Origin of the sequence: Mesorhizobium sp. SP-1A (assembly GCF_032460275.1) — a bacterium.
GTDB lineage: Bacteria > Pseudomonadota > Alphaproteobacteria > Rhizobiales > Rhizobiaceae > Mesorhizobium.
The window spans coordinates 40,081-61,841 of record NZ_JAVXZD010000006.1; the positions used below are offsets into that span (position 1 = coordinate 40,081).

A 21,761-nucleotide genomic window follows, 5' to 3' on the forward strand; every position below is an offset into this window, starting at 1 on the left:
ATGCGCCTGCACGATGAAAAGGCGCGCGGGAGGCTTGCGCTCCTCGCGCTCTTTTTCCCTATTCCGCCGCGAGCGCCGTGACCTCGCGCCGGAACGGCAGCGCATCGCCGATATCGGGCATATCCAGTTCGCGGGCGAAGCGGTGGCCGGCATAGGTCGCCCAGGCGATGGGTCCCGGAGCCTCGGCGTCGCCGATCACCTTGATCGAGCGGATGCCGTTGTCGGCCCATTCCTCTTGGCGTGCCTTCAGTTCCTGCCACAGGCCGTCGTTCTGCTGACGGGAGGCGACCAGCACCACGGCGCCGGCCTCGATATCGCGCTCGGCGCCGGTGTAGACGCAGGCCGTGGCGACGCCGCCCGCCGCAATGCGCGTCACCGTGCGGTTGAGCACGATCTCGACGCCCAGTTCCGCCAGCCTGCGATGGATGGCGCCCTGCTCCAGCGTGTTGCGGGTCCAGTCCGACACATAAGCCGAGGGCGTCACCAACGTGACCCTTGCGCCCTGCCGCGCCATCAGCTCGGCCAGCACGCCGCCCATATAGTAGTGGTCGTCGTCGAACAGCACGACATTGCCGGTGGGCACCCTGCCGTCCATCAGATCGTCGGGCGTATAGACGGGCATCGCGGCGTCCATCGGCATGGGCACCACATGCGCGCGCGCCACGCCGTCGCGCCGCCAGGTCGAACCGGTGGCGATGGCGACGTTCTGGAAGCCGAAGGCGAGGATGTCGTCGGCCGAAAGCCGGCTGTCGAAATAGGTCTCGACATTCTGCATCCGGCCGATCTGGTACTGCCGGTAGTCGCGCACGCGCCCCCAGGCGGAGAGGCCCGGCAGCTTGCATTCGCGCGCCACGCGCCCGCCCAGCTCGGTGCCGGCTTCCGCCAGCGCCACCTGGTATCCGCGCGAGCCCAGCGCCCGCGCCGCCTCCAGCCCGGCCGGGCCGGCGCCGACGATGAGCACGCTTTCGCTGTCGCCCTTGGCCTGCATGCGTTCGGGATGCCAGCCCTTGCGCCATTCCTCCATGAAGGTGGGGTTCTGCGTGCAGCGCGAGATCGACATGGTCATGTCGCCGGTGATGCAGATGTTGCAGCCGATGCACTCGCGAATATCCTCGATGCGGCCTTCCTCGACCTTCTTCGGCAGGAAGGGATCTGCGATGGAGGGGCGGGCGCAGCCGATGAAATCGAGCGTGCCGGACTTCACCATGCGCACCATCACGTCGGGCGAAGTAAAGCGGCCGACGCCGACCACCGGCCTTGAGGTGAGCTTCCTGATGCCGGCGACGAGGCTTTCCTGTGCCGCCTCTTCCTTGAAGCGCGACGGACCGGAGCAATCCTCCCAGGCACCGTGGGCGAGGTCCCAAAGGTCCGGCAGGTCGCCATGCATCTCGATCATGTCGCGCACTTCGGAATTGGCGAAGCCGAGTTCGCCGATCATCTCGTCCAGCGACAGCCGCAGCGTCAGGCCGCAGGTATCGCCGATGGCATCGCGGCCCTCCTCGATCAGTTCGCGCATCAGGCGCGCGCGGTTCTCCAGCGAGCCGCCATATTCGTCCGTGCGCTGGTTGGTGGCGGTGGAGAGGAAATGCTGGATGATGCCGAAGCCGTGCGCGCCGTAGAGGCAGACGAGATCGAAGCCGGCCTGCTTGGCCCGCAGGAAGGCGTTGCGATGCCAGCGGCGTAGGTCGCGTATGTCCTGCTTGTCCATGGCGCGCGCCTGCACCGGGTCGTTGGTGAAGGTGCGGATCGGCAGCGCGGTCGGGCCGCGCGGCACCTCCTTGGTGTAGAGGTTGGGACCGTTGATGCCGGAATACGCGAGCTGGATGCCCGCCAGCGCGCCATATTCGTGCATGGCCTCGGCCATCTTCGCCAGCGCCGGGATGTCCTGGTCCTCCCACAGGCGCAGCTCGATGAAGGGCGTGATCTCGGAAGTATGGTGCATCTCCGTCTGCTCGGTGAAGATGACGCCCCAGCCGCCCTCCGACTTGGTGCGGCGCATCTCGGCGGCGGCGGATGGGTCGCGATAGCCGCCGCCATTGCAATGCGGCACCTGATAGAACCTGTTCTTCGCCGTGACCGGGCCGATCTTCACCGGTTCGAACAGAATGTCGTAGCGTGGATCGCGCATGAAACTCCCCTTCTGCGACCGCTCTTGCTATCGGGGCAAGGCGCGATCACGCCCATGCCGTCAGGCTGGTGCCGTCATCCCATTCATAGGATGGGTGTTACGGCGGAAAACTAGTGTTTTCTTCTGCATCGCTTAGGAGGGGCCTAATCGCAGCGGGATCGTATCCGCCGATGCAGGGCTGAACCAAATGCGAATTCAACGGCAAGGCCACGTGGTGCTAGTAAGCCCACAAAAGCAGTGAAGGCAGGCAAGATGGACAGCATCCGAATCCTCGAAAAGCTGATCGCGTTCCCGACCGTGAGCCGCGATTCCAATCTCGACCTCATCCGCTATGTCGCCGAAACGCTGGACGGAGCCGGCGTCACATGCGACCTCATCCGCAGCGAGGACGGGCACAAGGCGAACCTGTTCGCCACCATCGGTCCGGACGATCTGCCCGGCGTCATGCTTTCCGGCCATACCGACGTGGTGCCGGTGGACGGTCAGGACTGGACCCTGCCGCCATTCGAGATGACCGAGCGCGACGGCAGGCTTTACGGGCGCGGCGCGGCCGACATGAAGGGTTTTGTGGCCACCGCGCTGGCCGCCTGCCTGAAGGCGGCGAAGATGGAGTTGCGGACGCCGCTGCATCTGGCGCTTTCCTATGACGAGGAGATCGGCTGCATCGGCGTGCGCAGTCTGGTCGACATGCTGCGCTCGGCCCCGAACAAGCCGCTTTTGTGCATCGTCGGCGAGCCGACCGCCATGCAGGTCGCCACAGGCCACAAGGGCAAGCTCGCCGCGCGCGCCACCTGCCGCGGCCGCGAGGGCCATTCCGCGCTGGCGCCGCTGGCGCTCAACGCCATCCATCTGGGCTGCGACTTCGTCGCCGCGCTGCGCCGCGAGCAGGACCGGCTGGCGCGCGAGGGCGCGCGCGACGGCGACTACGACATTCCCTATACCACCGTGCATGCCGGCAAGATCAACGGCGGCGTGGCGCTCAACATCGTGCCGAACCTGTGCACGGTCGATTTCGAGATCCGCAACGTCGCCGCGGACGATCCCGACGCCATCCTCGGTCGCCTGCGCGACGAGGCGGATCGCATTGCGAAGGCCGCCGCCGCCATCGCGCCAGAAGCCTCCATCGACATCGCGGTGACCAACACCTATCCGGGGCTCGACACGCCGGCCAGTTCCGAGGCGGTCGCCTTCGTGAAGTCGTTGACAGGTGGCAACAGCACCATGAAGGTCGCCTTCGGTACGGAAGGCGGCCTGTTCAGCCGCGATCTCGGCACGCCGACGGTTGTGTGCGGGCCGGGCTCGATGGCGCAGGGCCACAAGCCTGACGAGTTCGTCAGCGTCGAGCAGATGCGCCGCTGCGACGACATGCTGGACAATCTGCTGGGACGGCTGGCGGGCGAGCGCCTGCAGGCAAAAATGTAGGCGAGCGCTAACCTGCCGCGCGTTCGGTGCCGAACACGCCCTGTTGCTCCACGAAATGGCGGCAATGATCGATGAAGGCCTGCACGGTCTGGGTGCGGTGGTCGGCATTGGGCAGGGCGACGCCCATGGTCAAGGGCCGCAGGTCGCCCGACAGGGGAACGAACACCAGCGGCTTGCCGTCCGGCGACATATTGTGCAGAGGGCGCATGTTGGCGATGCCGTAGCCGAAACCGTTGCCGACCATCGAGCGCATCACGGCGATGTCGCCCGTGCGCTCTGCGATGTTGGGACGCAGCCCCCTCTGCTGGAAAGCGGAGAGGAAGTATTCGCGGCTGAACGGCAGGTCGAGCAGCACCATCGGCTCATCCACCAGTTCCTCGGGCGTGATGCCCGATCGTCCGGCGAGGCTGTGCCCGGCGGGCAGCATCACATAGGCGGGCAGTTGCAGCAGCGGTTCGAAAGTCATGTCCTGCGACAGTTCGAGGTCGTAGGTCAGCGCCGCGTCGATCTCGCCACGCTGCAGCATCTCCAGCAATTGCCCCTGGTTGCGCTCGAACTGCCTGACCCGCACGTCGGGATAGGCGTCCTCGAACTTGCGCCGCAGCGCCGGCAGCACGATCTGCGCGAAAGTGAGCAGGCACCCGATCGCCAGCGGACCGCGCACCTTCTCGGTAATGTCGCCGGCGATGTCGTGCAGCGCGTCCGCGTCGTTGAGCAGGCGCGCGGCCTCCTTGAGGAACACGCGGCCGCCGGCCGTCAGCGACAGGCCGTGCGAATGCTTGCGCACGAAGAGCTGCACGCCGAATTCGGCCTCGAGCTGGGCGATGGAGGCCGAGATCGACGGCGGCGAGACATTGACCTGCTCGGCCGCCTTGGCGATGGAGCCGGCTTCGCCCACGGCAACGAAATATTCCAGTTGTCTGAGCGTGAAGCGTAGCGGCATGGGCGGCTATGTTGCCGGTTTGGACGCTTCGATCAAGCCTTCAGTATTTTATCCAAGTGGTCTTGAGCGCAGTGTATTTGTCGAAGGAGTGCAGCGACAGGTCGCGGCCGAAACCCGACTGCTTGAAACCGCCGAACGGTGTCATCGGGCTCAGCGCATCCACGGTGTTGACCGAAACCGTGCCCGCCCTGAGCCGCCCGGCGATGCGGTGCGCGCGCGAGAGGCTGTCCGTCCACAGCGAGGCCGCCAGCCCGTAGATGCTGTCGTTGGCGATGCGCACCGCCTCCTCCTCATCGTCGAAGGAGATTACCGACAGCACCGGCCCGAAGATCTCGTCACGCGCCAGCGGATCGTTTGGCGCAACATTGTCGAAGACGGTCGGCTGCACGAAACTGCCGCGCCCGTTGACCGTGACCTGGTCGCCCCCGATGGCCAGCCGGGCCGACTTCCTGCCTGCCTCGATGAAGCGCATGACGCGCGAGGTGTGGTTCGCATCGACCATCGCTCCCATCTTCGAAGCGGGGTCGAGCGGATCACCCGGCTGGGTGGCGGCGGCGCGCTGCACCAGCTTCTCCACCAGCGCATCCTTGACAGAGCGCTGCACCAGGAGGCGCGAATTCGCCGAACACACCTCGCCCTGGTTGAAGAAGATGCCGAAGGCGGCCATGTCGGCCGCCGCGTCGAGGTCGCGGCAATCGGCGAAAACGATGTTGGGGCTCTTGCCGCCGGTCTCGGGCCAGACCTGCTTCATGTTCGACTGGCCGGAATATTGCAGGAACATCTTGCCCACCGCCGTCGAACCGGTGAAGGCCAGGCAGTCCACGTCCATGTGCCGCCCCAGCGCCTGCCCGGCCGTCTCGCCAAGACCCGGAACGACATTGAGCACGCCGGCAGGCAGGCCGGCTTCCATGGCGAGTTCGGCAAGCCGCAGCGCCGAGAACGGCGACTGCTCGGCCGGCTTCAGCACCACCGAATTGCCGGCGGCCAGCGCGGGCGCACATTTCCAGGTCGCCATGTCGAGCGGGAAGTTCCACGGCACGACAGCGCCGATGACCCCGAGCGGCTCGCGTCGCACCAGCACCAGGTCGCCCTCGCCCGTCGGCGCCACCTCGTCATAGACCTTGTCGATCGCTTCCGCGTACCATTGGAAGATGGCCGCCGAACCGGGCACGTCGATGGTGGCAGCGTCGTTGACCAGCTTGCCCATGTCGAGCGATTCCAGCAGCGCCAGCTCGTGCAGGTTCTCGCGCAGCAGGGCGGCCAGTTTCAGCAGCACCTCCTTGCGGTGCGATGGCGCGGCGCGCGACCATGCGCCCGTCTCGAAGCTGCGCCGCGCCGCGGCCACGGCAAGGTCGATGTCCTCCCCGCCGCAGGACGCGACTTCGGCGAGCGTCTCGCCGGTCGCCGGGTTGACGCTCGCGAAGGTACGGCCGGAACGCGCGGCGACGAATTTGCCGTCGATGAAGGCCTTGTCGCGGAAGCGGACTTGCGATGCCTTGCCGATCCAGTCCTCGTGGCTGAGTTCGCTCATCGATGGCTCCTGGGGATTGGTCCTATTCGTCGCCCGGAACGCCGTAGCTCGGCGCCTCGGTCGGATTGATGGCGCGGGTCACATAGGCGTCGAGCTGGGACTTGTAGATGTCCCAGAGCTTCGCCAGCTCCTCGATGGGACAGGCTTCCGTCCAGTCGCAGCGCAGGTCCGCCACCGGCCACGCCACGTCGCGCACCAGCTTCATGCCGGCAGAACGCACCGGCCCGGCCTCGCCGCCGGCTGCCAGCGCTGCGCGCATGGCGTCGAGAAGACGGTCGCCAAGATGGCCTTCCGACGCCAGAAAAGCGTCCACCATGGCCTGCGGCACGCGCTTGTCGGCCAGGAGATTGCCGCCGCAGGCGACGTTTTCGCCGCGCGCCTCGGCCCAGACGCCGAGCGCCTTCGGCCCGGAATGGATGGCGCTGAGGCCGGCCGCATCGACCGCCAGCACCTGCCGGTATTCGGGGTAGGCCCCGGTGCGCTTCAATATGGCGACCGCCTCGGCGGCGGAAGCGCCGCGCGCCATCAGCTCCAGCCCGCGGGTTCCCAGCGTCGGGTCGGTGACGTTCTGGCTGGCGACGGCCCCGACGCCCGCCTGCGCATAGGCGCAGCGCGCCGCCACGGCCGGGGATGAGGAGGACACCGCGACCCCGAACATGCCGGTGCGGGCGCAGCGCGCGACGATGGAGAAGGTCATTGTGCCAGCACTTTCCGCGTCATAGTGAACCGCCTTTAGTTATTGATCTTACGTATCTTTGCCCCGAAACCGGTTCCCGCTTCCGGGAGACATGCGTTAGTCGGGGATGACGGCGGTGCCGTCGATCTCGACCAGCCAGCTCGGGCGGGCGAGCGCCGTCACCACCAGCCCGGTCGAGACGGGATGCACGCCCTTGATGTACTCGCCCATGGTCCGATAGACGGCCTCGCGGTGGCGCACGTCGGTGATGTAGACCACCACCTTCACCAGATGTTCCATCCTGCCGCCGCACTCCTCAAGGAGCTGCCTGATGTTCTGCATCACCTTGTGGGTCTGCTCGACCGGATCGTGGCTGCCGATGTCCTTGGCCGTATCGAGGTCCTGCGGGCACTGGCCGCGCAGGTAAACGGTCTTGCCGCCCTGCGTGACGACCGCCTGGCACAGGTCGTTGTCCAGCTTCTGCTCGGGATAGGTGTCCTTGGTGTTGAACTTGCGGATTCGGGTATGTGCCATGCTGATCTCCTGTTCGTCCGCTCTTTGCGGCTGTCTTTAGGCGTCCGCGGTCTCGGGCTTCGCGGCCGCATGATAGGCCATGTATTTGCGTTGGGTCGAAATGCGGTCCGCCAGGTGCTTGGCATCGTGCCAGACGCCCCAGATGAAACTGGACCCCCGGCGCGACAGCCACGGCAGTCCCAGGAAATAGATTCCCGGCTCGGCCGAGACGCCGCGCTGATGCTTCGGCCTGCCCTTCTCGTCGAAGGCATCGACCTTCAGCCAGCCATAGTCGGCGGAAAAGCCCGTCGCCCAGATGATCGAGGTGATCCCGGCCTCGGCCAGGTCCAGCTCGAGAATCGGGTTCGTCATGCATTGCGGATCGGGGCCGATCCTGCGGGCCTCCGGCTCCTCGGGAAGATCGAGCCCGTTGCGGGCGACATAGGCGTCGGCCTCGTCGAGCAGCGACATCAGGTTGGCGTCGCCGCGCGCGATGTTTTCGGAAAGGTCCGGCGCGAAGCTCATCGCCCCGTCCTTATAGGCCTCCGTGCGGCCGACCAGCGTCATGCCCTGGGCGGCGAGGCGGCGGAAGTCGATGGTCTCGCCGCCGCGCGCGCCGCTCACCGCAATGGTGACGTGCTCCGTGCCGGGTCCCGGCGTTTCGGCGTCCCACTTGCCGAGCACCCCCAGCCACCAGCAGAAATCGCGGCCGCGATAGGCGCGCGGCGGACGATCGTGCGGCCCGACCGAGAGATAGACGCGCTTTCCCGAGCGCAGCAGCTCGTCGGCGATCTGCACGCCGGAAGATCCCGCGCCCACCACCAGCACCGCGCCGGCGGGAAGCTGGCCGGGATTGCGGTAGGCGCTGGAATGGATCTGCATCAGCCCCGCATCCTCGGGAACCAGCTTCGGAACGATCGGGCGCTGGAACGGGCCGGTGGCGGCGACGACGCTGTTGGCCTCGATCACGCCCGCCGAAGTTTCGACGCGGAAGCCGGGACGGCCGACATTGCGGCGCACTTCCTTCACCTCCACGCCGCAACGGATCGGGGCGTCGATCATCTTCGCATAGGCGGCGAGATAATCCGCGACCTCCTCCTTGGGCGGGAAGCCATCCGGACCGGTCTGCGGGAATTCCATGCCCGGAAAACGGTCGTGCCAGGCCGGGCCGTTGGCGACGAGGGAATCCCACCGCGCCGTGCGCCAGCGTTCGGCGATGCGGTCACGCTCGAGCACCAGATGCGGCACGCCGCATTTGCTGAGATGCTCGCTCATGGCCACCCCGGCCTGGCCGCCGCCTACGACGAGCGTATCAATCTTCTCAACTGACATTTCAGCGTCCCTTTCTGGCGCCGCACATGGCGACGGAGATCCGGTCGCTGGTGTATCGAAGGGGCCGAACCGCGAAAATTACGATTTCTCGTGGCAGTGGTTAGCCTGTCCCTAAATGCCGGAGGGGTCGGGGACGCGTAATGAATCTCCGAACTCACGGGTAGCAATTTCCGAATTTCGTCTCCGCAAGGGCGCTCATATCTTGCGCTCGGTCGGCGCGGCTCCGGTTCGTCGCCGGCGGCGCAAGAGCTCGTCAGCAAGGTCTGGACGCAGCTTCTCCAGTAGCGCTGCGGGTCAGGCCCGGCAGGTCGGGCGCACCGCGCGCTGGGCCATCCAGAACGAAAGCTGCGAGATCAGGCCCGCGACGAGCAATACCGTCGCGGCCGAAAAGGCGGGGTTGGATCCCATGCCGCCGAGCGCGGTGCAGGCCGCGCCGATAACCATCTGGAGGAAGCCGTAGAGGCCGGAGGCCGAACCCGCGATCAACGGGTTGATGCCCAGCGCCTCCGACAGCGCTGTGGGCGAGGCGATGCCGGCGCCCCAGCAGAACAGCACCATGGGAATGACAATCGACGGCACGTTCAGCCAACCGGCGACGACGAACAGGAACAGCACCAGCGCGGCCGCGCAGCTCATGAGGTTGCCGGTCACCATCAGGCGGCCGGTCGGCACGCGACCCACGAGGCGGCTTGCCGTAAGGCTGCCCAGCCACACGCCGCCCATGTTGAAGGCCAGGTAGAGCCCGACCTCGTGGATCGGCCGGTGCAGCTCGTCCACGAAGATGAAGGGCGCGGCACCGATGAATGCATAAAGCGAGGTGGTGGCGCAGCCGCCGCCGATGGCGAAGCCGAGGAAACCGCGCGAGGTGAGCAGATGGCGATAGCTGCGCAGCACGTTGCGCATGTCGTGGTCCTTGCAGCCGGTGGTTTCCGGCAGGAGCCGCCAGATCAGCGCGAGATTGGCCGCTCCGAGCAGGGACAGCGCGGCGAAAATGGAGCGCCAGCCGAAGGCGGCCGAAAGCAGCGAGCCAAGCAGCGGCGCGAGACCCGGTCCGGCCATGACCATCAGGTTCATCAGCGAAAGATTGCGCGCGGCCTCCGCGCCCGCCGCCCGGTCGCGCACGATGGCCCGTCCCAGCACCAGGCCGGAGCAGCCGCCCAGCGCCTGGAGGAGGCGTGCCGCGACAAGCGTGCCGATGGTGGGCGCCAACAGGGAAGCGATGCTCGCCAGCGCATAGACGACCATGCCGACGATCAGCACCGGCCGGCGGCCGAAATGGTCCGACAGAGGGCCATAGACGAGCTGCCCGAGCGCCAGACCGAAGATGTAGAAACTGAGCGTGAGCTGCGTGGCCGCGGCGCTGGCGCCGAGATCGCGCGCGGCAAGCGGCAGGGCGGGAACGAAGATGTGCATCGCCAGCGTACCGCTCAGCGTGATCATCGCCAGCAGCCAGAGCGGCGCGTGCCCCTTCCTGCCGGCCGACCTCGACGCCGGCCCGGCTTCGATCGGAACGGATGTCATGAATTGCCGCCTTTATCGTTGAGCTGGGTCAGCATGGTGCAGACCTGCTCCAGGACCCGCCGGGCAGCCTCCACGTCGGGCTTCGTCAGGCCTTCCAGTATCTCCCGCTCGAGATCGCGCGACAGGGCCTCGACCCGGTTGCCGAGCGCTCGGCCCGCATCGGTGATGACGATCGCCTTTGCCCGGCGGTCGCCCTCGTCCTCCTCGCGTTCGATAAGGCCGGCGGCCTCAAGATTGCCGAGGACGCGGACGACCGACGAACTGTCCAGCGACAGCGCCGCGGCGATGTCCTTCTGGCGCATGGGCTCCTTCGCCCGCGCCAGATGCAGCAAAGGCAGCCACATCGCCTCGGTCAGGTCGTATTCCTGCAGGCGCGTGTCCACCACGCGCCGCCACAGCCTTGCCGTCAACCCGACGAGGCTGGCGAAACGCAGCGCCTGGAAATTGCTTTCCTGCTGGTCCTGCAAGGCGGCCTCCGACACCGGCGCACAGCCTCTTTGAAAGCTTTTGCGCTTCCGGGCCATGCAATAGTTTGCATGTCATGTATTTAGATGACATGCAAACTAATATCAAGCACCCGGTTTTTGGCGTCGACCGCCGCAACGGATCCGGCGCGAGCGGAAGCCTCCCGCCGCCACCGGCGGGAGGCTGGACTCTCCGAATTTCCAGGAGTCCCGAGGTTCAGCTGAGCGGGAAGCCGAGCTTCGACACCATGTTCAGCCACGGCCGGCGCCAGCCGCCCTTGGCGTCGGCGGTGTCCAGCGCATACATGGTGATTTCCGCGCCGAGCCAGCGGAACGGCTCGGGCGGCACCACGGTCGGCATCGATGTGGCGAATTCGAGCCGGCTTTCCGGCTTTGTCGAGCCGTCCAGTATGTCGAGCCCGATGCGCGCGCCGAAGCGCGAGGCCGATACGCCGAAGCCCGAATAGCCGCCTGCATAGACCGCCTTGCCGCCATGGTAGCGCTGGAAATGCACCGCCATGCGCGTGGTGAGGTCGATCGGCCCGCTCCAGGCATGGCTGAAGCGCAGGCCCGCGAGTTGCGGAAAGGTGGAGAAGAAGGCGCCGGCCAGCGGCTCGTAGGTGTCCAGTTCGCGGTCCACCGCCGGCGATATCTCGCCGCCATAGGCGTAGGCGAGGCGTCCGCCGAAGATGATGCGGTTGTCCTTGGTGAGGCGCATGTAGTTCATCTGCGTGCGCGTGTCGTAGACGCCCTGGCGGTTCTGCCAGCCGACCGACTGCATCTGCTGGTCGGAAAGCGGCTCTGTCGCCAGAACCCGGTCGCGCACCGCCACCACGCGGCGCTTGATGCGCCGATCGCCTTCCGCGAAGGCGTTGGTGGCCAGAAGCACCTTCGGCGCCTTCACCTTCACACCGGTCGAGGTCTCGGCCGTGAGCGTCGCGCCATTGTCGGTCAGCCGGATCAGCCGGGTGTTTTCGTAGAGGCGTACGCCGAGTTCCATGGCCGTGCGCTTCAGGCCCCAGGCGAGCAGCGCCGGATGCACCGTGCCGCTGATGTTCTTCGACCAGATGCCGCCGAAATAGCGCGGCGAATTGATCTGCGCGCGCACTTCCACCGTGTCGAGCAGAGTGGAATCGTGGCCGTGCTTCAGGTGCAACTGGTGCTCGCCGGACAGCGCCGGCACATGGTCGGGATCGACCGCCACGGTCAGTTCCCCGCCCCATTCGGCATGGCAGTCGATGCCGTGCCGGGTGATGGTGTCGAGGAAGCCGTGCATGTTCTCGTGCCCCAGGCGTTCCAGTTCGTGGATGTCCTTCGGGAAGATGCGCGCGGCATTGGACAGCCCGTGCATGACCGAGGTCGAGACGACGCCGCCGGGACGGCCGGACGCGCCATGCGCCACGGTGCCGCCTTCGATCAGCACGACGTCGAGATCGGGGCGCTGCTGCTTGGCCTGGATGCCGGCCCACAGGCCGGTGAAACCGCCGCCGACGATCAGCAGGTCGCAATCCGTGGATGTTTCGAGCGGGGGCGTCGTTTCAGGTGCGTCGGGCCTGTCGAGCCAGAAGGGCTTCATCGCTACGCCGGACAGCGCGCTACGTGCCATTGAAGTCAAGATTTGCTCCGGGTTGGGGATGGCTCCGGGCTGGAGCGGAAGACGGTCCGGCGCTCCCCGAAGGCGCCGGACCGAAGCGGGCTCAGGCTCGCCGCGTGTGGAGGACGTAGATCTTGCGCATGGTCTCGAGCACCTCGAAGCGGCCTTCGAAACCTGCGGTCAGCACGTAGGATTCGCCGGGACCGAAGGTCTCGACCTTGCCGTCCGGTCCGGTGACGGCCAGCTTGCCGGAGACGACCGTGCAATATTCGGTGCTGTCGGGATAGGACAGGATCTCGGCATAGGGTGTCGATTCCCAGGTGCCGATGACCAGCGAACCGTCGGCCGTTTCGAAATGCACCTCGCCCTGCTCGTTGGCGGCGCCCGACAGAACCGCTTCCGGCGGCACCACGGAGCACTTTTCGAGGCCGGCGGCGCCAGCGCCGTCGCGGCCGATGCGGATGATGGAAGTCATGGTCTTTTCCTGTTCTTTCTGGTTCGCGTTTACGCCCAAAGGGGCGGTCGGGTTGTCCCGTCCGCCCCCAAGGGCACTGCTTTGACAGCCGCCGCCGGAGCATCGGCCCCGGCGCGGAGCCTCTTCCGGGTCAGGGCTTGTGATAGACCTCATTCCCGGCGAGATAGGTTGCCTCCACCTTGCGTTCGCGGATGGAGCGGTCGAGCGGGTCGGCCAGCGTGCCGTCGATGACGACGAAGTCCGCCCATTTGCCGACGCTGATCGAGCCGATCTGGTCGCCCCAGGGCGTCATGTCGGCGCCGGCCTGCGTATAGGCGTGCAGCGCCTGGTCGAAGCTCACCGCCTGCTCCGGATGCCACGGGCCGTTGCCAAGGCCGAACGGGCTCTCGCGGAACACGGCGTCGTTGATCTGGGTCAGCGGGCTGAGCGGCGAGGTCGGCCAGTCGGAGCCGAACACCAGCGGCACGCCGGCATCCAGCATGGAGTGCCAGACATAGGCGCGCGGCTCACGTCCCTCGCCGATGCGCTCGGTGATGTACTTGCCGATGGTGCCGGTGGCGTGGTTCGGCTGCATGGAGGCGACGACGCCGAGGTCCTTGAAGCGCTTGATGTCGGCGGTCTCGACCACCTCGATATGCTCGATCCGGTTCGGCTGCGCGCGCGGCGCCGAGCCCTGCGTGAAGGCGTCGAGCACCATGCTGACGCTGCCGTCGCCGATGGCGTGCACGGCGGTGGGGAAGCCGTTCTCGTTCGAGGCGCGGATGGCTGCGGCCAATTGCTCCGTGGTCTCGAAGGGCTTGCCCTTCCAGCCGTGCTGGTCGGAATAATCCTGGTGCAGATAGGCGGTGCGGGTGGAAAGCACGCCGTCCATCACCGACTTGGTGTAGCCGAGCGTCAGCAGCGGACCCTTCTTCTCCGTCTCGCCGGAGTCGGCCATGACCTTGGCGACTTCGTCGCGGTCCTTCACGGCGCCGGCGATGACCTTCGGATCCCCCTCGAAGAAGCCGTACCAGACGCGCAGCGGCAGCTTCTTTTCCGCGGCGATGGCGGCGTAGTCGTGCACGGCGGCGAGATCGCCCATGTCGTTGACGCCGGTGATGCCGAGGCTGTTGGCGAACTTCATCGTTTCGATCAGGCCGTCGCGGCGCTCGGCCTCGGTGAGCGTGGGACGATGCTTCTCGACCAGGTCCTTTGCGCTCTCGAGCAGGATGCCGCTCGGCTCGCCCTTGTCGTTGAGCAGGACCTGGCCGCCTTCCGACACCTCGGACTTGGCGGTGATGCCGCCCACTTCCAACGCCTTGGAGTTCACCCAGACGGAATGGAAATCGATGTCGCGCAGGATCACGACGCGATCCGGCACCACGGCGTCGATGTCTTCCTTGGTCGGCAGCTTGCCTTCGCCGAGCGTGTAGTCCCAGCCGCCGCCGGAAAGCCATGCGCCCTTGGGCAGGCGCGCGTCGGCTTCCTTGATCTTCTCCAGCCAGGTTTTCTTGTCGGGGATGTAGGAAAGATCGACACCGGTGACCATGTCCATGCCGAACGCCAGATGCGTGTGGCCGTCGATGAATCCCGGCGTGATCGTCTTGCCGCCGGCATCGATCACCTTGGTGTCGGCGTCGGCCAGAGCCTTGATCTCGTCGTCGGTGCCGATGGCGGTGAACTTGCCGTCCTCGACGGCGAAAGCCTGCGCCTTCGACTTCGCCGGATCGACCGTGCGGATGTCCCCGTTGACGACGATCAGGTCGGCCGCGGCCAATGCCGGCTGCGCGGCGAACGCCATGATCGCCAGAACCGATGTCGCGCCCATCGCGCGGATGCCTGCTGGCAACTTCATCAAAACCCCTCCTCGTGCGGCGAAATGCCAAATGCGGGCCGGCGGCCGCAACGCCGGCATCCCCCGATGATGACGCAGGAGGCGCCAATGGCGGAATACTCCATCGGGCTAGGTTTTCGGCGCGGTTTGGGCTAGTGTGAACCGATAGCCGGCTTCCACGGGAGGCCGCCACTCCGGCCGGGCACGACGCCATGCGCCGCCAGGGACGACAGACCGGAAATGCAGGCCGAAACGGCGCCCAATGCCCCGCACCTCAACGCGATGGCGGTCTCGCTGATCGCAAGCATCGGCCGCACCGATTTCCAGTTCGAGATGGCGCGCGCGCTGCGCCAGTGCCTGGCCATCGACGCGGGGCTGATCCTGCTCTACCGCAAGGGCAGCGCGCCGCGCATCCTCTACAACGACTGGGTGACGCGGCGCGGGCTTTCCGACATCCGGCGTTATCTCGGCGGACCGTACCGGCACGATCCCTTCTACCAGCTCGCAGCGGACAACCAGAATGACGGGCTCTACCGGCTGAAGGAAATCGCGCCCGCGCGCTTCGACGACAGCGCCTATTATCGCGACTATTACCGCCATTCCGGCCTGCTGGACGAATTCAACTTCATGTTCTCGCTGGACAGCGACCGCAAGGTGGCGATCTCGCTCGGGCGCGGCCGGTCGCTCGGCGATTTCAGCGCCGACGACGAGGCGCTGCTGGCGAGCGCGGCGCCGCTGCTGCAATCGGCCGTGGTGCGCCACTGGCGCGATCTGAGGCCCGAGACCCTGGAACCGTCGTCCGGCTATCTCAACCACGCGCTGGGGCAGGCCCTGGCGCGCTTCGGCAGCTCCGTGCTGACCGAGCGCGAATGCGAGGTGGCGAACCTCATCCTGCGCGGCTATTCGCTGAAGGGGGCGGCGGAACGGCTGGGCATCTCGCCGGCCACGGTAAAGCTGCACCGGCGCAATCTCTACGCCAAGCTCGACATCAATTCGCAGACGGCGCTATTCGCGCTGTTCATCGAATCCGTGTCGGCTGCCGGCAGCGTCTACGAGGACCCGCTGGAAAGCTACCTCAAGCGGCCCTCGGCAAATGCCGGTTGACCGCTGTCAACCGGCAAAACGCCGTCAGGCGGCGAGGGCGGCCCCGTCCTTCTTGCCGCGCGTCAGGAAGGTTGCGATCAGCAGCCCCGTCACCACGATGCCGAGCACGATGGTGGAGATGGCGTTGATCTCGGGCGTGACGCCGAACTTCACCTGCGAATAGATCTTCATCGGCAGCGTGGTCGCGCCCGGCCCGGTGGTGAAGGACGAGATCACCAAATCGTCCAGCGACAGGGTGAAGGAAAGCAGCCAGGCCGAGACGACGGCCGGCAGCACGTTGGGCAGCCCCACCTTGATGAAGGCGAGGACCGGCGGGCAGCCGAGGTCGCGCGCGGCCTCTTCCAGCGAGCGGTCCAGTTCCATCAGGCGCGATTGCAGGATCACCGAGGCGAAGCACATGGTGAAGGTGATGTGCGCGATGGTGATGGTGACGGGGCCGCGGTCGATGCCCAGCGTCACGAACATCAGGAGCATGGAAACGCCCATGACCACCTCGGGCATCACCATCGGCGCCGCGATCATGCCGCTGAACAGGTTGCGGCCCTTGAACCAGCCGAGCCGCACCAGGATCAGCGCCGAGAGCAGGCCAAGGAAGGTGGCGACGGTGGCCGAGATGGCGGCGACGGTGAAGGAAATGCGGGCGCCGTCGAGGATGGATTCGTTCGCCAGCACCGATGCGTACCAGTGGGTCGAAAAGCCGCCCCAGACCGTGACCAGCCGCGACGCGTTGAAGGAATAGATCACCAGCACGACGATGGGGATGTAGAGGAACGCCATGCCCAGGGCGACGGACACGGTGTTGAACCAGGAGAATCTGCGCATGACCGTTTCTCCTACATCTTGGCGCGCGCCAGGCGCGACTGCACGGCGATGATGGGGATGACAAGAATGGCAAGCAGGACCACGGTGATCGCCGAGGCGATCGGCCAGTCGCGGTTGTTGAAGAATTCCAGCCAGATGGTGCGGCCGATCATCTGCGTATCCGCGCCGCCGAGCAGGTCGGGGATGACGAACTCGCCGATGGCCGGGATCAGCACCAGCGCGCAGCCCGCCGCCACGCCCGACAGGCTGAGCGGGAAAGTGACGCGCCAGAAGGCGGAAAAGGGCGAGCAGCCAAGGTCGCGCGCGGCCTCCACCAGCGTCTCGTCCGCGCCGCTCAGCGCCGAATAGATCGGCAGCACCATGAACGGCAGGTAGGTATAGACGATGCCGATATAGATGGCCGTCTCGGTGTTCATGATGGCGAGCGGCGAGGAGACGAGGCCGAGCTTCAGAAGCAGCCAGTTCAGCAGCCCGTCGTTGCGCAGGATGCCGATCCAGGAATAGACGCGGATCAGCAGCGAGCTCCAGAACGGCACGATCACCAGGAACACCAGGATCGGCCGCCAGCGGTCGCTGGCGCGGGAGATGCCGTAGGCCAGCGGATAGGCCACCAGAAGGGTGATGAAGGTGGAGATGGCGGCGATCTTCACGCTGGTGAGATAGGCGCGCAAATAGATGTCGTCGCGCAGCAGGAAGGCGTAGTTCTCGAAATTCAGCTGGAAAGCCAGCACGAAACCGTCTCGGCTGAACAGCGGCGTATAGGGCGGCATGCCCAGCCGCACCTCGGAGAGGCTGATGGCCATGACCAGCACGAAGGGCGCGAGGAAGAAGACCAGCAGCCATAGGAAGGGCGGCGCGATCAGCAGCGACCGGCCGGCGGAGGACGACGACTTCATGCCCGCCTCCTTCATTGCGTCAGCAGCCGCGCGGCGCGCGCATCCCAATGCGCCACGACCGGGTCGCCCACCGCGAAATCGTCGCCGAGGCCGCGATTGATGCGCAGCGCCTCCAGGGTCGCGCCGCTCTTCAGCCGCACCTGGTAGCGGCGCTCGACGCCGACATAGCTGACCTCCTCGATGGTGCCGGACAGGCCCTCGCCGGACGGCTTCAGCTCGATGCGCTCCGGCCGCACCGACAGCCAGACGCGGTCGCCCTCGCGCACGCCCTCGGCGGTCTGGCCGAGCAAGCGGCCGCCCGCCTCGTCGCTGTCCAGCGCGATGGCCTCGCCGTCACGGCTGCCCGCCACGCCCTCGTAGATGTTGGTCTCGCCGAGGAACTTGGCCACGTAGCGCGAGGAAGGCGCCTCGTAGACCGTCTCGGGCGAGCCCACCTGTAGCACCTTGCCCTGCTGCATGATGGCAATGCGCGAGGAAACGGTCATGGCCTCGTGCTGGTCGTGGGTGACGATGATGAAGGTGAGGCCGAGTTCCTTCTGCAGCCGCACCAGCTCGTGCTGGGTCTGGATGCGCAGGTTCTTGTCCAGCGCGCCGAGCGGCTCGTCCAGCAACAGAACCTTCGGCCGCTTGACCAGCGCGCGGGCCAGCGCCACGCGCTGCCGCTGGCCGCCCGAAAGCTGCGCGGGCTTGCGGTCGAGCAGCGGCTCCAGGTGCAGCTTCTGCGCCGCCTCGGCGATGCGCTTGCCCATCTCGGCGCGGTCCATGCGGTCCTGCACCAGGCCGAAGGCGATGTTCTTGCGCACCGTCAGGTGCGGGAACAGCGCGTAGGACTGGAACATCATGTTGGTGGGACGCCGGTGCGCCGGGATCTGCGTCACGTCCGCGCCGTCGAGCAGGATGTTGCCCCGGTCGGGCGTCTCGAAGCCTGCGAGCATGCGCAGCAGCGTGGACTTGCCGCAGCCGGAGGGGCCGAGCAGCGAGAAGAACTCGCCCTGCCCTATCGCCAGCGAGATGTCGTTGATCGCCGTGAAGGAGCCGAAGGACTTCACGACATTCTCTATCGAGATGAAGGTCGGATTGGACACGGATCTGTTTCCTTGAAGGGGCCGGCGGCCTGCCGCCGACCTGCCTGCGCGCGCCTCATGCGCCGCCGGCCGTCTCGTTCTAGCCTACGCAAAGTGCCCGGACGTCGCCGTCCGGGCACAGGCAGGTGTGTGGATCGCTAGTTGCCGCCGGCCCGGAACGTGGTCCAGACGCGGGTGCGTTCGCGCGTCTGGCGCGGCGGCAGCGACTTGTCGACGAACAGCTTTCCGCGCACTTCCTGGGGCGGATAGATGTTCGGGTTGTTGCGGATCGACTCGTCCACCAGTTGCGTCGCCGCGGCGTTGGCGTTGGCGTAGTAGACGTAATTGGAGATGTCCGCGACGGTCTTGGGCTCGAGGATGTAGTTGATGAAGGCGAGCGCCTTGTCCGGATGCGGCGCGTCGGCCGGAATCGCCATCGTGTCGAAGGAGATGATCGTGCCTTCCTTCGGGATCTTGTATTCGACCGTCACACCGGACTTGGCCTGCTCGGCGCGGGCGGCGGCGATGCCGGCGTCGCCGCTCCACATCAGCGCGAGGCAGAGCTGGCCCGACGCCATGTCGGACACGAGCTGTCCGCTCTGCATGTGACGGATGAAGGGCCGCAGCTTCAGCAGCAGCTCCTGCGCCTTTTCGAGGTCTTCGGCCTTGGTGGAATAGGGATCGAGGCCGAGATAGTTGAGCGCGATCGGGATCACCTCGTTCGGCGCATCGACCATGCCGATGCCGCAATCCTGGAATTTCTGCGCGATCTCGGGCTTGAAGAAGATGTCGAGGCTGTTGGTCGGCGCATCCGGCAGCCGCTTGGAAACCAGGTCCGGATTGTAGGCGATGCCGGTCGTCAGCCACATATAGGGCACGAGGTACTTGTTGCCGGGATCCTGCTCGGCGAGCAGCTTGAGCAGGTCCTTATCGAGATTGCCGTAGTTGCCGAGGCTGGCCGGGTCGATCGGCTTCAGCGCGCCGGCCTGGATCAGGCGCTCGCCCACCGTCGAGCTCGGATAGACCACGTCGAAGCCGCTGGCGCCGGTGAGCATCCGCGTCTCCAGCACGTCGAGCGAATCGAACAGGTCGAGCCGCGTGTCGATGCCGCTCTTGGCGATGAAGTTGGAGATGGTGTCCTCGGCGAAATAATCCGAGAAATTATAGATGTGCAGGGCGTCGTCCGCCTGCGCCGGCGCGGCGAGAAACACGCCGCCCAGGGCAATCATTTGCGCGAAGCGCTTCAACATGGGTCAATCCTCCCCCGTGCCGCAAGTTTGAAATGGTCGTCACGCGAGATTGTCATGCGCTCACTTTCGATTCTATCTTGAGCGTTCGAACATTGCTTTGAACGGCTTCAAACTGGCCGGACAAACCGCCCTCGAGGGAACATGCTGAACCAGCTTTCGGCGTCGGACATGCGTGCGCTCAACGTCTTCGCCTGCGTGGCGGAGGCCGGCAGCTTCGTGGGCGCGCAGGAGATCCTCAACATCAGCCAGTCGACCATCAGCGTGCAGCTTTCGACGCTGGAAGCGCGCCTCGGCTACCGGCTGTGCGAGCGCGGGCGCGGCGGCTTTCGCCTCACCGAACGCGGCCACGCGGTGCTGGACGCCTTCAGGACGCTGCGCGCCTCCATCGACGGTTTCCGGTTCCGGGTGAACGATCTCGCCGAAAACGCGGTCGGCACTTTGCGCCTCGGAATATTGGACAACGTCATCAGCGAGCCGACCTTCCGCATCGTCGATGCCCTGCGGCTGTTCCTGTCGCGGGCACCGGACGCCAAGATCGAGATCGTGCAGGGCGCGCAGCAGGGACTGCGCGACGCCATACTGGACGATCAACTCGACCTTGCCATAGGCTGCTTCGACACGCAGAACCTGGCGATCCGAGACATGGCCCTGCATCTTGAGCGTCAATACGCCTATTGCGGCTCCGGACACCCTCTGTTCGACCTGCCGCCACAAGCGATCACGCAACGCCAGATCGAGGAAAGCGACTGGGTGCAGCGCGGCTATTTCCTCGGCCGCGGCGACCGCTACGGTTTCGACGTGGTGCGCTCGACCGCCATCGCCGCCAGCATCGAAGCCGTGGCCATGCTTATATTGGCGGGCAGGCATGTCGGCTTCCTGCCCAACCACTACGCGCAGCCCTACGAGACCGCAGGCCGCATGCGGCGCCTGTCGCCCGACACGTTGGTGGTGGACCGTCCCTTCTCCATCATCTCGCGCTTCGAGCGCCACGACACGCCGGTGATGGCGGTGTTCCGCGAATGTCTGGACGAGGTGGCCTCGCAGGACGCACAGGCCGCTGCCGCAGCCTCGTAGGACGAGCCAGCTCATTCTTTGGCCTGCGATAAAGTAAGCTTGCAAAACTTTTCAATTTTTCAACGCAAGCGAAGTTGTATCCTCGCCGCCAAAGCACTTTTCAGGGAGAGCGAAATGGACGAACGGCAATTCAACCAGCCCATGGGCGGCAACGAGATGCCCCGCTTCGGCGGACCGGGCACGATGATGCGCCTGCCGCAGGCGGCGACGGCCGAGGGGCTGGATGCCTGCTTCGTCGGCATTCCGATGGATATCGGCGCATCGAACCGCTCCGGCACGCGCTACGGCCCGCGCCAGGTGCGCGCGGAATCGGTGATGATCCGCCCCTACAACATGGCTACCCGCGCCGCGCCTTTCGAGAGCCTTCAGATCGCGGATGTCGGCGACATCGCCATCAACACCTTCAACCTGCCCGCCACCATCGGCCTGATCCGCGAAGGCATCGCCCGCATCCTGAAGCATGGTTGCATCCCGCTGACCATCGGCGGCGACCACACGCTGACTTATCCGGTGCTGCAGGCCGTGGCCGAGAAGCACGGCCCGGTGGCGCTGATCCACGTCGATGCCCACGCCGACATCAACGACACCATGTTCGGCGAGAAGATCGCGCACGGCACGCCCTTCCGCCGGGCCTATGAGGCCGGCTGCCTGAAGCCGGACCTCGTCTTCCAGATCGGCCTGCGCGGCACCGGCTACACGGCCGAGGATTTCGACTGGTCGCGCGACAAGGGCTTCACCGTCGTGCCGGCCGAGGAGTGCTGGCACAAGTCGCTGGCGCCGCTGATCGCCGACATCAAGAAGCGCATCGGCGACCACAAGGTCTATCTCTCCTTCGACATCGACAGCCTCGATCCCGCCTATGCGCCGGGCACCGGCACGCCCGAGATCGGCGGCCTGACCGTCGTCCAGGCGATCGAACTGATCCGCGGCTGCCGCGGCCTCAACCTCGTCGGATGCGACCTTGTCGAGGTGAGCCCGCCCTTCGACACCACCGGCACCACCGCGATCACGGCCGCGAACCTGCTCTACGAGATGCTGTGCGTGCTTCCCGGCGTGAAGTACAAGGATGCCTGATTGGGGGAAGCCTGACCGGGAAAAGCCTCATCGGCAGACCGACCCGGGGCGGCCGCCAAGGCCAG

19 protein-coding genes are annotated in these 21,761 nt (G+C 66.2%); 4 read left to right on the forward strand and 15 right to left on the reverse strand.

The features are described 5' to 3' along the window. Positions 1-58 precede the first annotated feature (58 nt). Positions 59-2,128 carry an NAD(P)-binding protein gene (locus QU595_RS23650; RefSeq protein WP_315926584.1) on the reverse strand — a complete coding sequence of 690 codons (2,070 nt, stop codon included), beginning with the start codon at positions 2,126-2,128 and terminating at the stop codon, positions 59-61. A gap of 252 nt (positions 2,129-2,380) precedes the next feature. On the opposite strand from QU595_RS23650, the gene argE reads away from it, so the two are divergent. Beyond that, a complete protein-coding gene (argE, locus tag QU595_RS23655) occupies positions 2,381-3,550 on the forward strand; it encodes an acetylornithine deacetylase (RefSeq protein WP_315926586.1) in 1,170 nt (389 codons plus the stop codon). A gap of 7 nt (positions 3,551-3,557) precedes the next feature. Here the strand turns inward: argE and QU595_RS23660 are convergent, their stop codons facing one another. The 10 genes from QU595_RS23660 to QU595_RS23705 all read right to left on the reverse strand — a co-directional run bounded on the left by QU595_RS23660 (position 3,558) and on the right by QU595_RS23705 (position 14,433). Continuing rightward, positions 3,558-4,493 carry a LysR family transcriptional regulator gene (locus QU595_RS23660; RefSeq protein WP_315926588.1) on the reverse strand — a complete coding sequence of 312 codons (936 nt, stop codon included), beginning with the start codon at positions 4,491-4,493 and terminating at the stop codon, positions 3,558-3,560. A 40-nt stretch (positions 4,494-4,533) separates the two neighbouring features. Beyond that, positions 4,534-6,024 (reverse strand): aldehyde dehydrogenase, encoded by a 1,491-nt coding sequence (locus QU595_RS23665; protein WP_315926590.1) that lies wholly within the window; start codon positions 6,022-6,024, stop codon positions 4,534-4,536. A gap of 22 nt (positions 6,025-6,046) precedes the next feature. Continuing rightward, positions 6,047-6,721, reverse strand: a complete 675-nt coding sequence (locus tag QU595_RS23670) for a DUF1028 domain-containing protein (protein ID WP_315926592.1) — start codon at positions 6,719-6,721, stop codon at positions 6,047-6,049. Between the two features lie 96 nt (positions 6,722-6,817). Continuing rightward, positions 6,818-7,234 (reverse strand): RidA family protein, encoded by a 417-nt coding sequence (locus QU595_RS23675; protein WP_315926594.1) that lies wholly within the window; start codon positions 7,232-7,234, stop codon positions 6,818-6,820. Between the two features lie 36 nt (positions 7,235-7,270). After that, entirely contained in the window at positions 7,271-8,545 is a 1,275-nt protein-coding gene (locus QU595_RS23680; protein ID WP_315926596.1) for an NAD(P)/FAD-dependent oxidoreductase, read from the reverse strand. Between the two features lie 294 nt (positions 8,546-8,839). Beyond that, the gene (locus QU595_RS23685) at positions 8,840-10,066 is read right to left on the reverse strand and encodes a multidrug effflux MFS transporter (RefSeq protein WP_315926598.1); all 1,227 of its coding nucleotides are present in this window, start codon (positions 10,064-10,066) and stop codon (positions 8,840-8,842) included. After that, positions 10,063-10,533 (reverse strand): MarR family winged helix-turn-helix transcriptional regulator, encoded by a 471-nt coding sequence (locus QU595_RS23690; RefSeq protein ID WP_315926600.1) that lies wholly within the window; start codon positions 10,531-10,533, stop codon positions 10,063-10,065. Before QU595_RS23690 ends, QU595_RS23685 begins: the two co-directional genes overlap by 4 nt. Before the next feature lie 214 nt (positions 10,534-10,747). Beyond that, complete coding sequence (locus QU595_RS23695) at positions 10,748-12,136, reverse strand: FAD-dependent oxidoreductase (RefSeq protein ID WP_315926903.1); 1,389 nt, start codon at positions 12,134-12,136, stop codon at positions 10,748-10,750. Between the two features lie 91 nt (positions 12,137-12,227). Continuing rightward, positions 12,228-12,599: a cupin domain-containing protein gene (locus QU595_RS23700; RefSeq protein ID WP_315926602.1), complete on the reverse strand. Its 372-nt coding sequence runs from the start codon at positions 12,597-12,599 to the stop codon at positions 12,228-12,230. Between the two features lie 130 nt (positions 12,600-12,729). Then, the gene (locus QU595_RS23705; protein WP_315926604.1) at positions 12,730-14,433 is read right to left on the reverse strand and encodes an amidohydrolase; all 1,704 of its coding nucleotides are present in this window, start codon (positions 14,431-14,433) and stop codon (positions 12,730-12,732) included. A gap of 219 nt (positions 14,434-14,652) precedes the next feature. On the opposite strand from QU595_RS23705, the gene QU595_RS23710 reads away from it, so the two are divergent. Then, on the forward strand, positions 14,653-15,516 hold the full coding sequence (locus QU595_RS23710; RefSeq protein WP_315926605.1) for a helix-turn-helix transcriptional regulator: 864 nt from the start codon (positions 14,653-14,655) through the stop codon (positions 15,514-15,516). Positions 15,517-15,540: 24 nt separating this feature from the next. On the opposite strand, the gene QU595_RS23715 is transcribed toward QU595_RS23710, so the two are convergent. From QU595_RS23715 to QU595_RS23730, 4 genes are all read right to left on the reverse strand, one after another. Then, complete coding sequence (locus tag QU595_RS23715) at positions 15,541-16,338, reverse strand: ABC transporter permease (protein WP_315926607.1); 798 nt, start codon at positions 16,336-16,338, stop codon at positions 15,541-15,543. A gap of 11 nt (positions 16,339-16,349) precedes the next feature. Beyond that, the gene (locus QU595_RS23720; RefSeq protein WP_315926609.1) at positions 16,350-17,234 is read right to left on the reverse strand and encodes an ABC transporter permease subunit; all 885 of its coding nucleotides are present in this window, start codon (positions 17,232-17,234) and stop codon (positions 16,350-16,352) included. A gap of 11 nt (positions 17,235-17,245) precedes the next feature. After that, positions 17,246-18,319, reverse strand: coding sequence for an ABC transporter ATP-binding protein (locus QU595_RS23725; RefSeq protein WP_315926611.1), 1,074 nt, complete (start codon positions 18,317-18,319; stop codon positions 17,246-17,248). Positions 18,320-18,456: 137 nt separating this feature from the next. Next, positions 18,457-19,548 (reverse strand): extracellular solute-binding protein, encoded by a 1,092-nt coding sequence (locus QU595_RS23730; RefSeq protein ID WP_315926613.1) that lies wholly within the window; start codon positions 19,546-19,548, stop codon positions 18,457-18,459. A 141-nt stretch (positions 19,549-19,689) separates the two neighbouring features. Here QU595_RS23730 and QU595_RS23735 point away from each other — a divergent pair, with 141 nt between their 5' ends. Beyond that, entirely contained in the window at positions 19,690-20,622 is a 933-nt protein-coding gene (locus QU595_RS23735) for a LysR family transcriptional regulator (protein WP_315926615.1), read from the forward strand. 114 nt (positions 20,623-20,736) lie between these two features. Next, entirely contained in the window at positions 20,737-21,696 is a 960-nt protein-coding gene (gene speB / locus QU595_RS23740; RefSeq protein WP_315926617.1) for an agmatinase, read from the forward strand. Positions 21,697-21,761: the final 65 nt, after the last annotated feature.

What these genes read in the sequence shown, in the direction of transcription:
- QU595_RS23650 (WP_315926584.1), bottom strand. Translation starts at nt 2,128, where the DNA reads ATGCGCGATCCACGCTACGACATTCTGTTCGAACCGGTGAAGATCGGC.
- argE (WP_315926586.1), top strand. Translation starts at nt 2,381, where the DNA reads ATGGACAGCATCCGAATCCTCGAAAAGCTGATCGCGTTCCCGACCGTG.
- QU595_RS23660 (WP_315926588.1), bottom strand. Translation starts at nt 4,493, where the DNA reads ATGCCGCTACGCTTCACGCTCAGACAACTGGAATATTTCGTTGCCGTG.
- QU595_RS23665 (WP_315926590.1), bottom strand. Translation starts at nt 6,024, where the DNA reads ATGAGCGAACTCAGCCACGAGGACTGGATCGGCAAGGCATCGCAAGTC.
- QU595_RS23670 (WP_315926592.1), bottom strand. Translation starts at nt 6,721, where the DNA reads ATGACCTTCTCCATCGTCGCGCGCTGCGCCCGCACCGGCATGTTCGGG.
- QU595_RS23675 (WP_315926594.1), bottom strand. Translation starts at nt 7,234, where the DNA reads ATGGCACATACCCGAATCCGCAAGTTCAACACCAAGGACACCTATCCC.
- QU595_RS23680 (WP_315926596.1), bottom strand. Translation starts at nt 8,545, where the DNA reads ATGTCAGTTGAGAAGATTGATACGCTCGTCGTAGGCGGCGGCCAGGCC.
- QU595_RS23685 (WP_315926598.1), bottom strand. Translation starts at nt 10,066, where the DNA reads ATGACATCCGTTCCGATCGAAGCCGGGCCGGCGTCGAGGTCGGCCGGC.
- QU595_RS23695 (WP_315926903.1), bottom strand. Translation starts at nt 12,136, where the DNA reads ATGGCACGTAGCGCGCTGTCCGGCGTAGCGATGAAGCCCTTCTGGCTC.
- QU595_RS23700 (WP_315926602.1), bottom strand. Translation starts at nt 12,599, where the DNA reads ATGACTTCCATCATCCGCATCGGCCGCGACGGCGCTGGCGCCGCCGGC.
- QU595_RS23705 (WP_315926604.1), bottom strand. Translation starts at nt 14,433, where the DNA reads ATGAAGTTGCCAGCAGGCATCCGCGCGATGGGCGCGACATCGGTTCTG.
- QU595_RS23710 (WP_315926605.1), top strand. Translation starts at nt 14,653, where the DNA reads ATGCAGGCCGAAACGGCGCCCAATGCCCCGCACCTCAACGCGATGGCG.
- QU595_RS23715 (WP_315926607.1), bottom strand. Translation starts at nt 16,338, where the DNA reads ATGCGCAGATTCTCCTGGTTCAACACCGTGTCCGTCGCCCTGGGCATG.
- QU595_RS23720 (WP_315926609.1), bottom strand. Translation starts at nt 17,234, where the DNA reads ATGAAGTCGTCGTCCTCCGCCGGCCGGTCGCTGCTGATCGCGCCGCCC.
- QU595_RS23730 (WP_315926613.1), bottom strand. Translation starts at nt 19,548, where the DNA reads ATGTTGAAGCGCTTCGCGCAAATGATTGCCCTGGGCGGCGTGTTTCTC.
- QU595_RS23735 (WP_315926615.1), top strand. Translation starts at nt 19,690, where the DNA reads ATGCTGAACCAGCTTTCGGCGTCGGACATGCGTGCGCTCAACGTCTTC.
- speB (WP_315926617.1), top strand. Translation starts at nt 20,737, where the DNA reads ATGGACGAACGGCAATTCAACCAGCCCATGGGCGGCAACGAGATGCCC.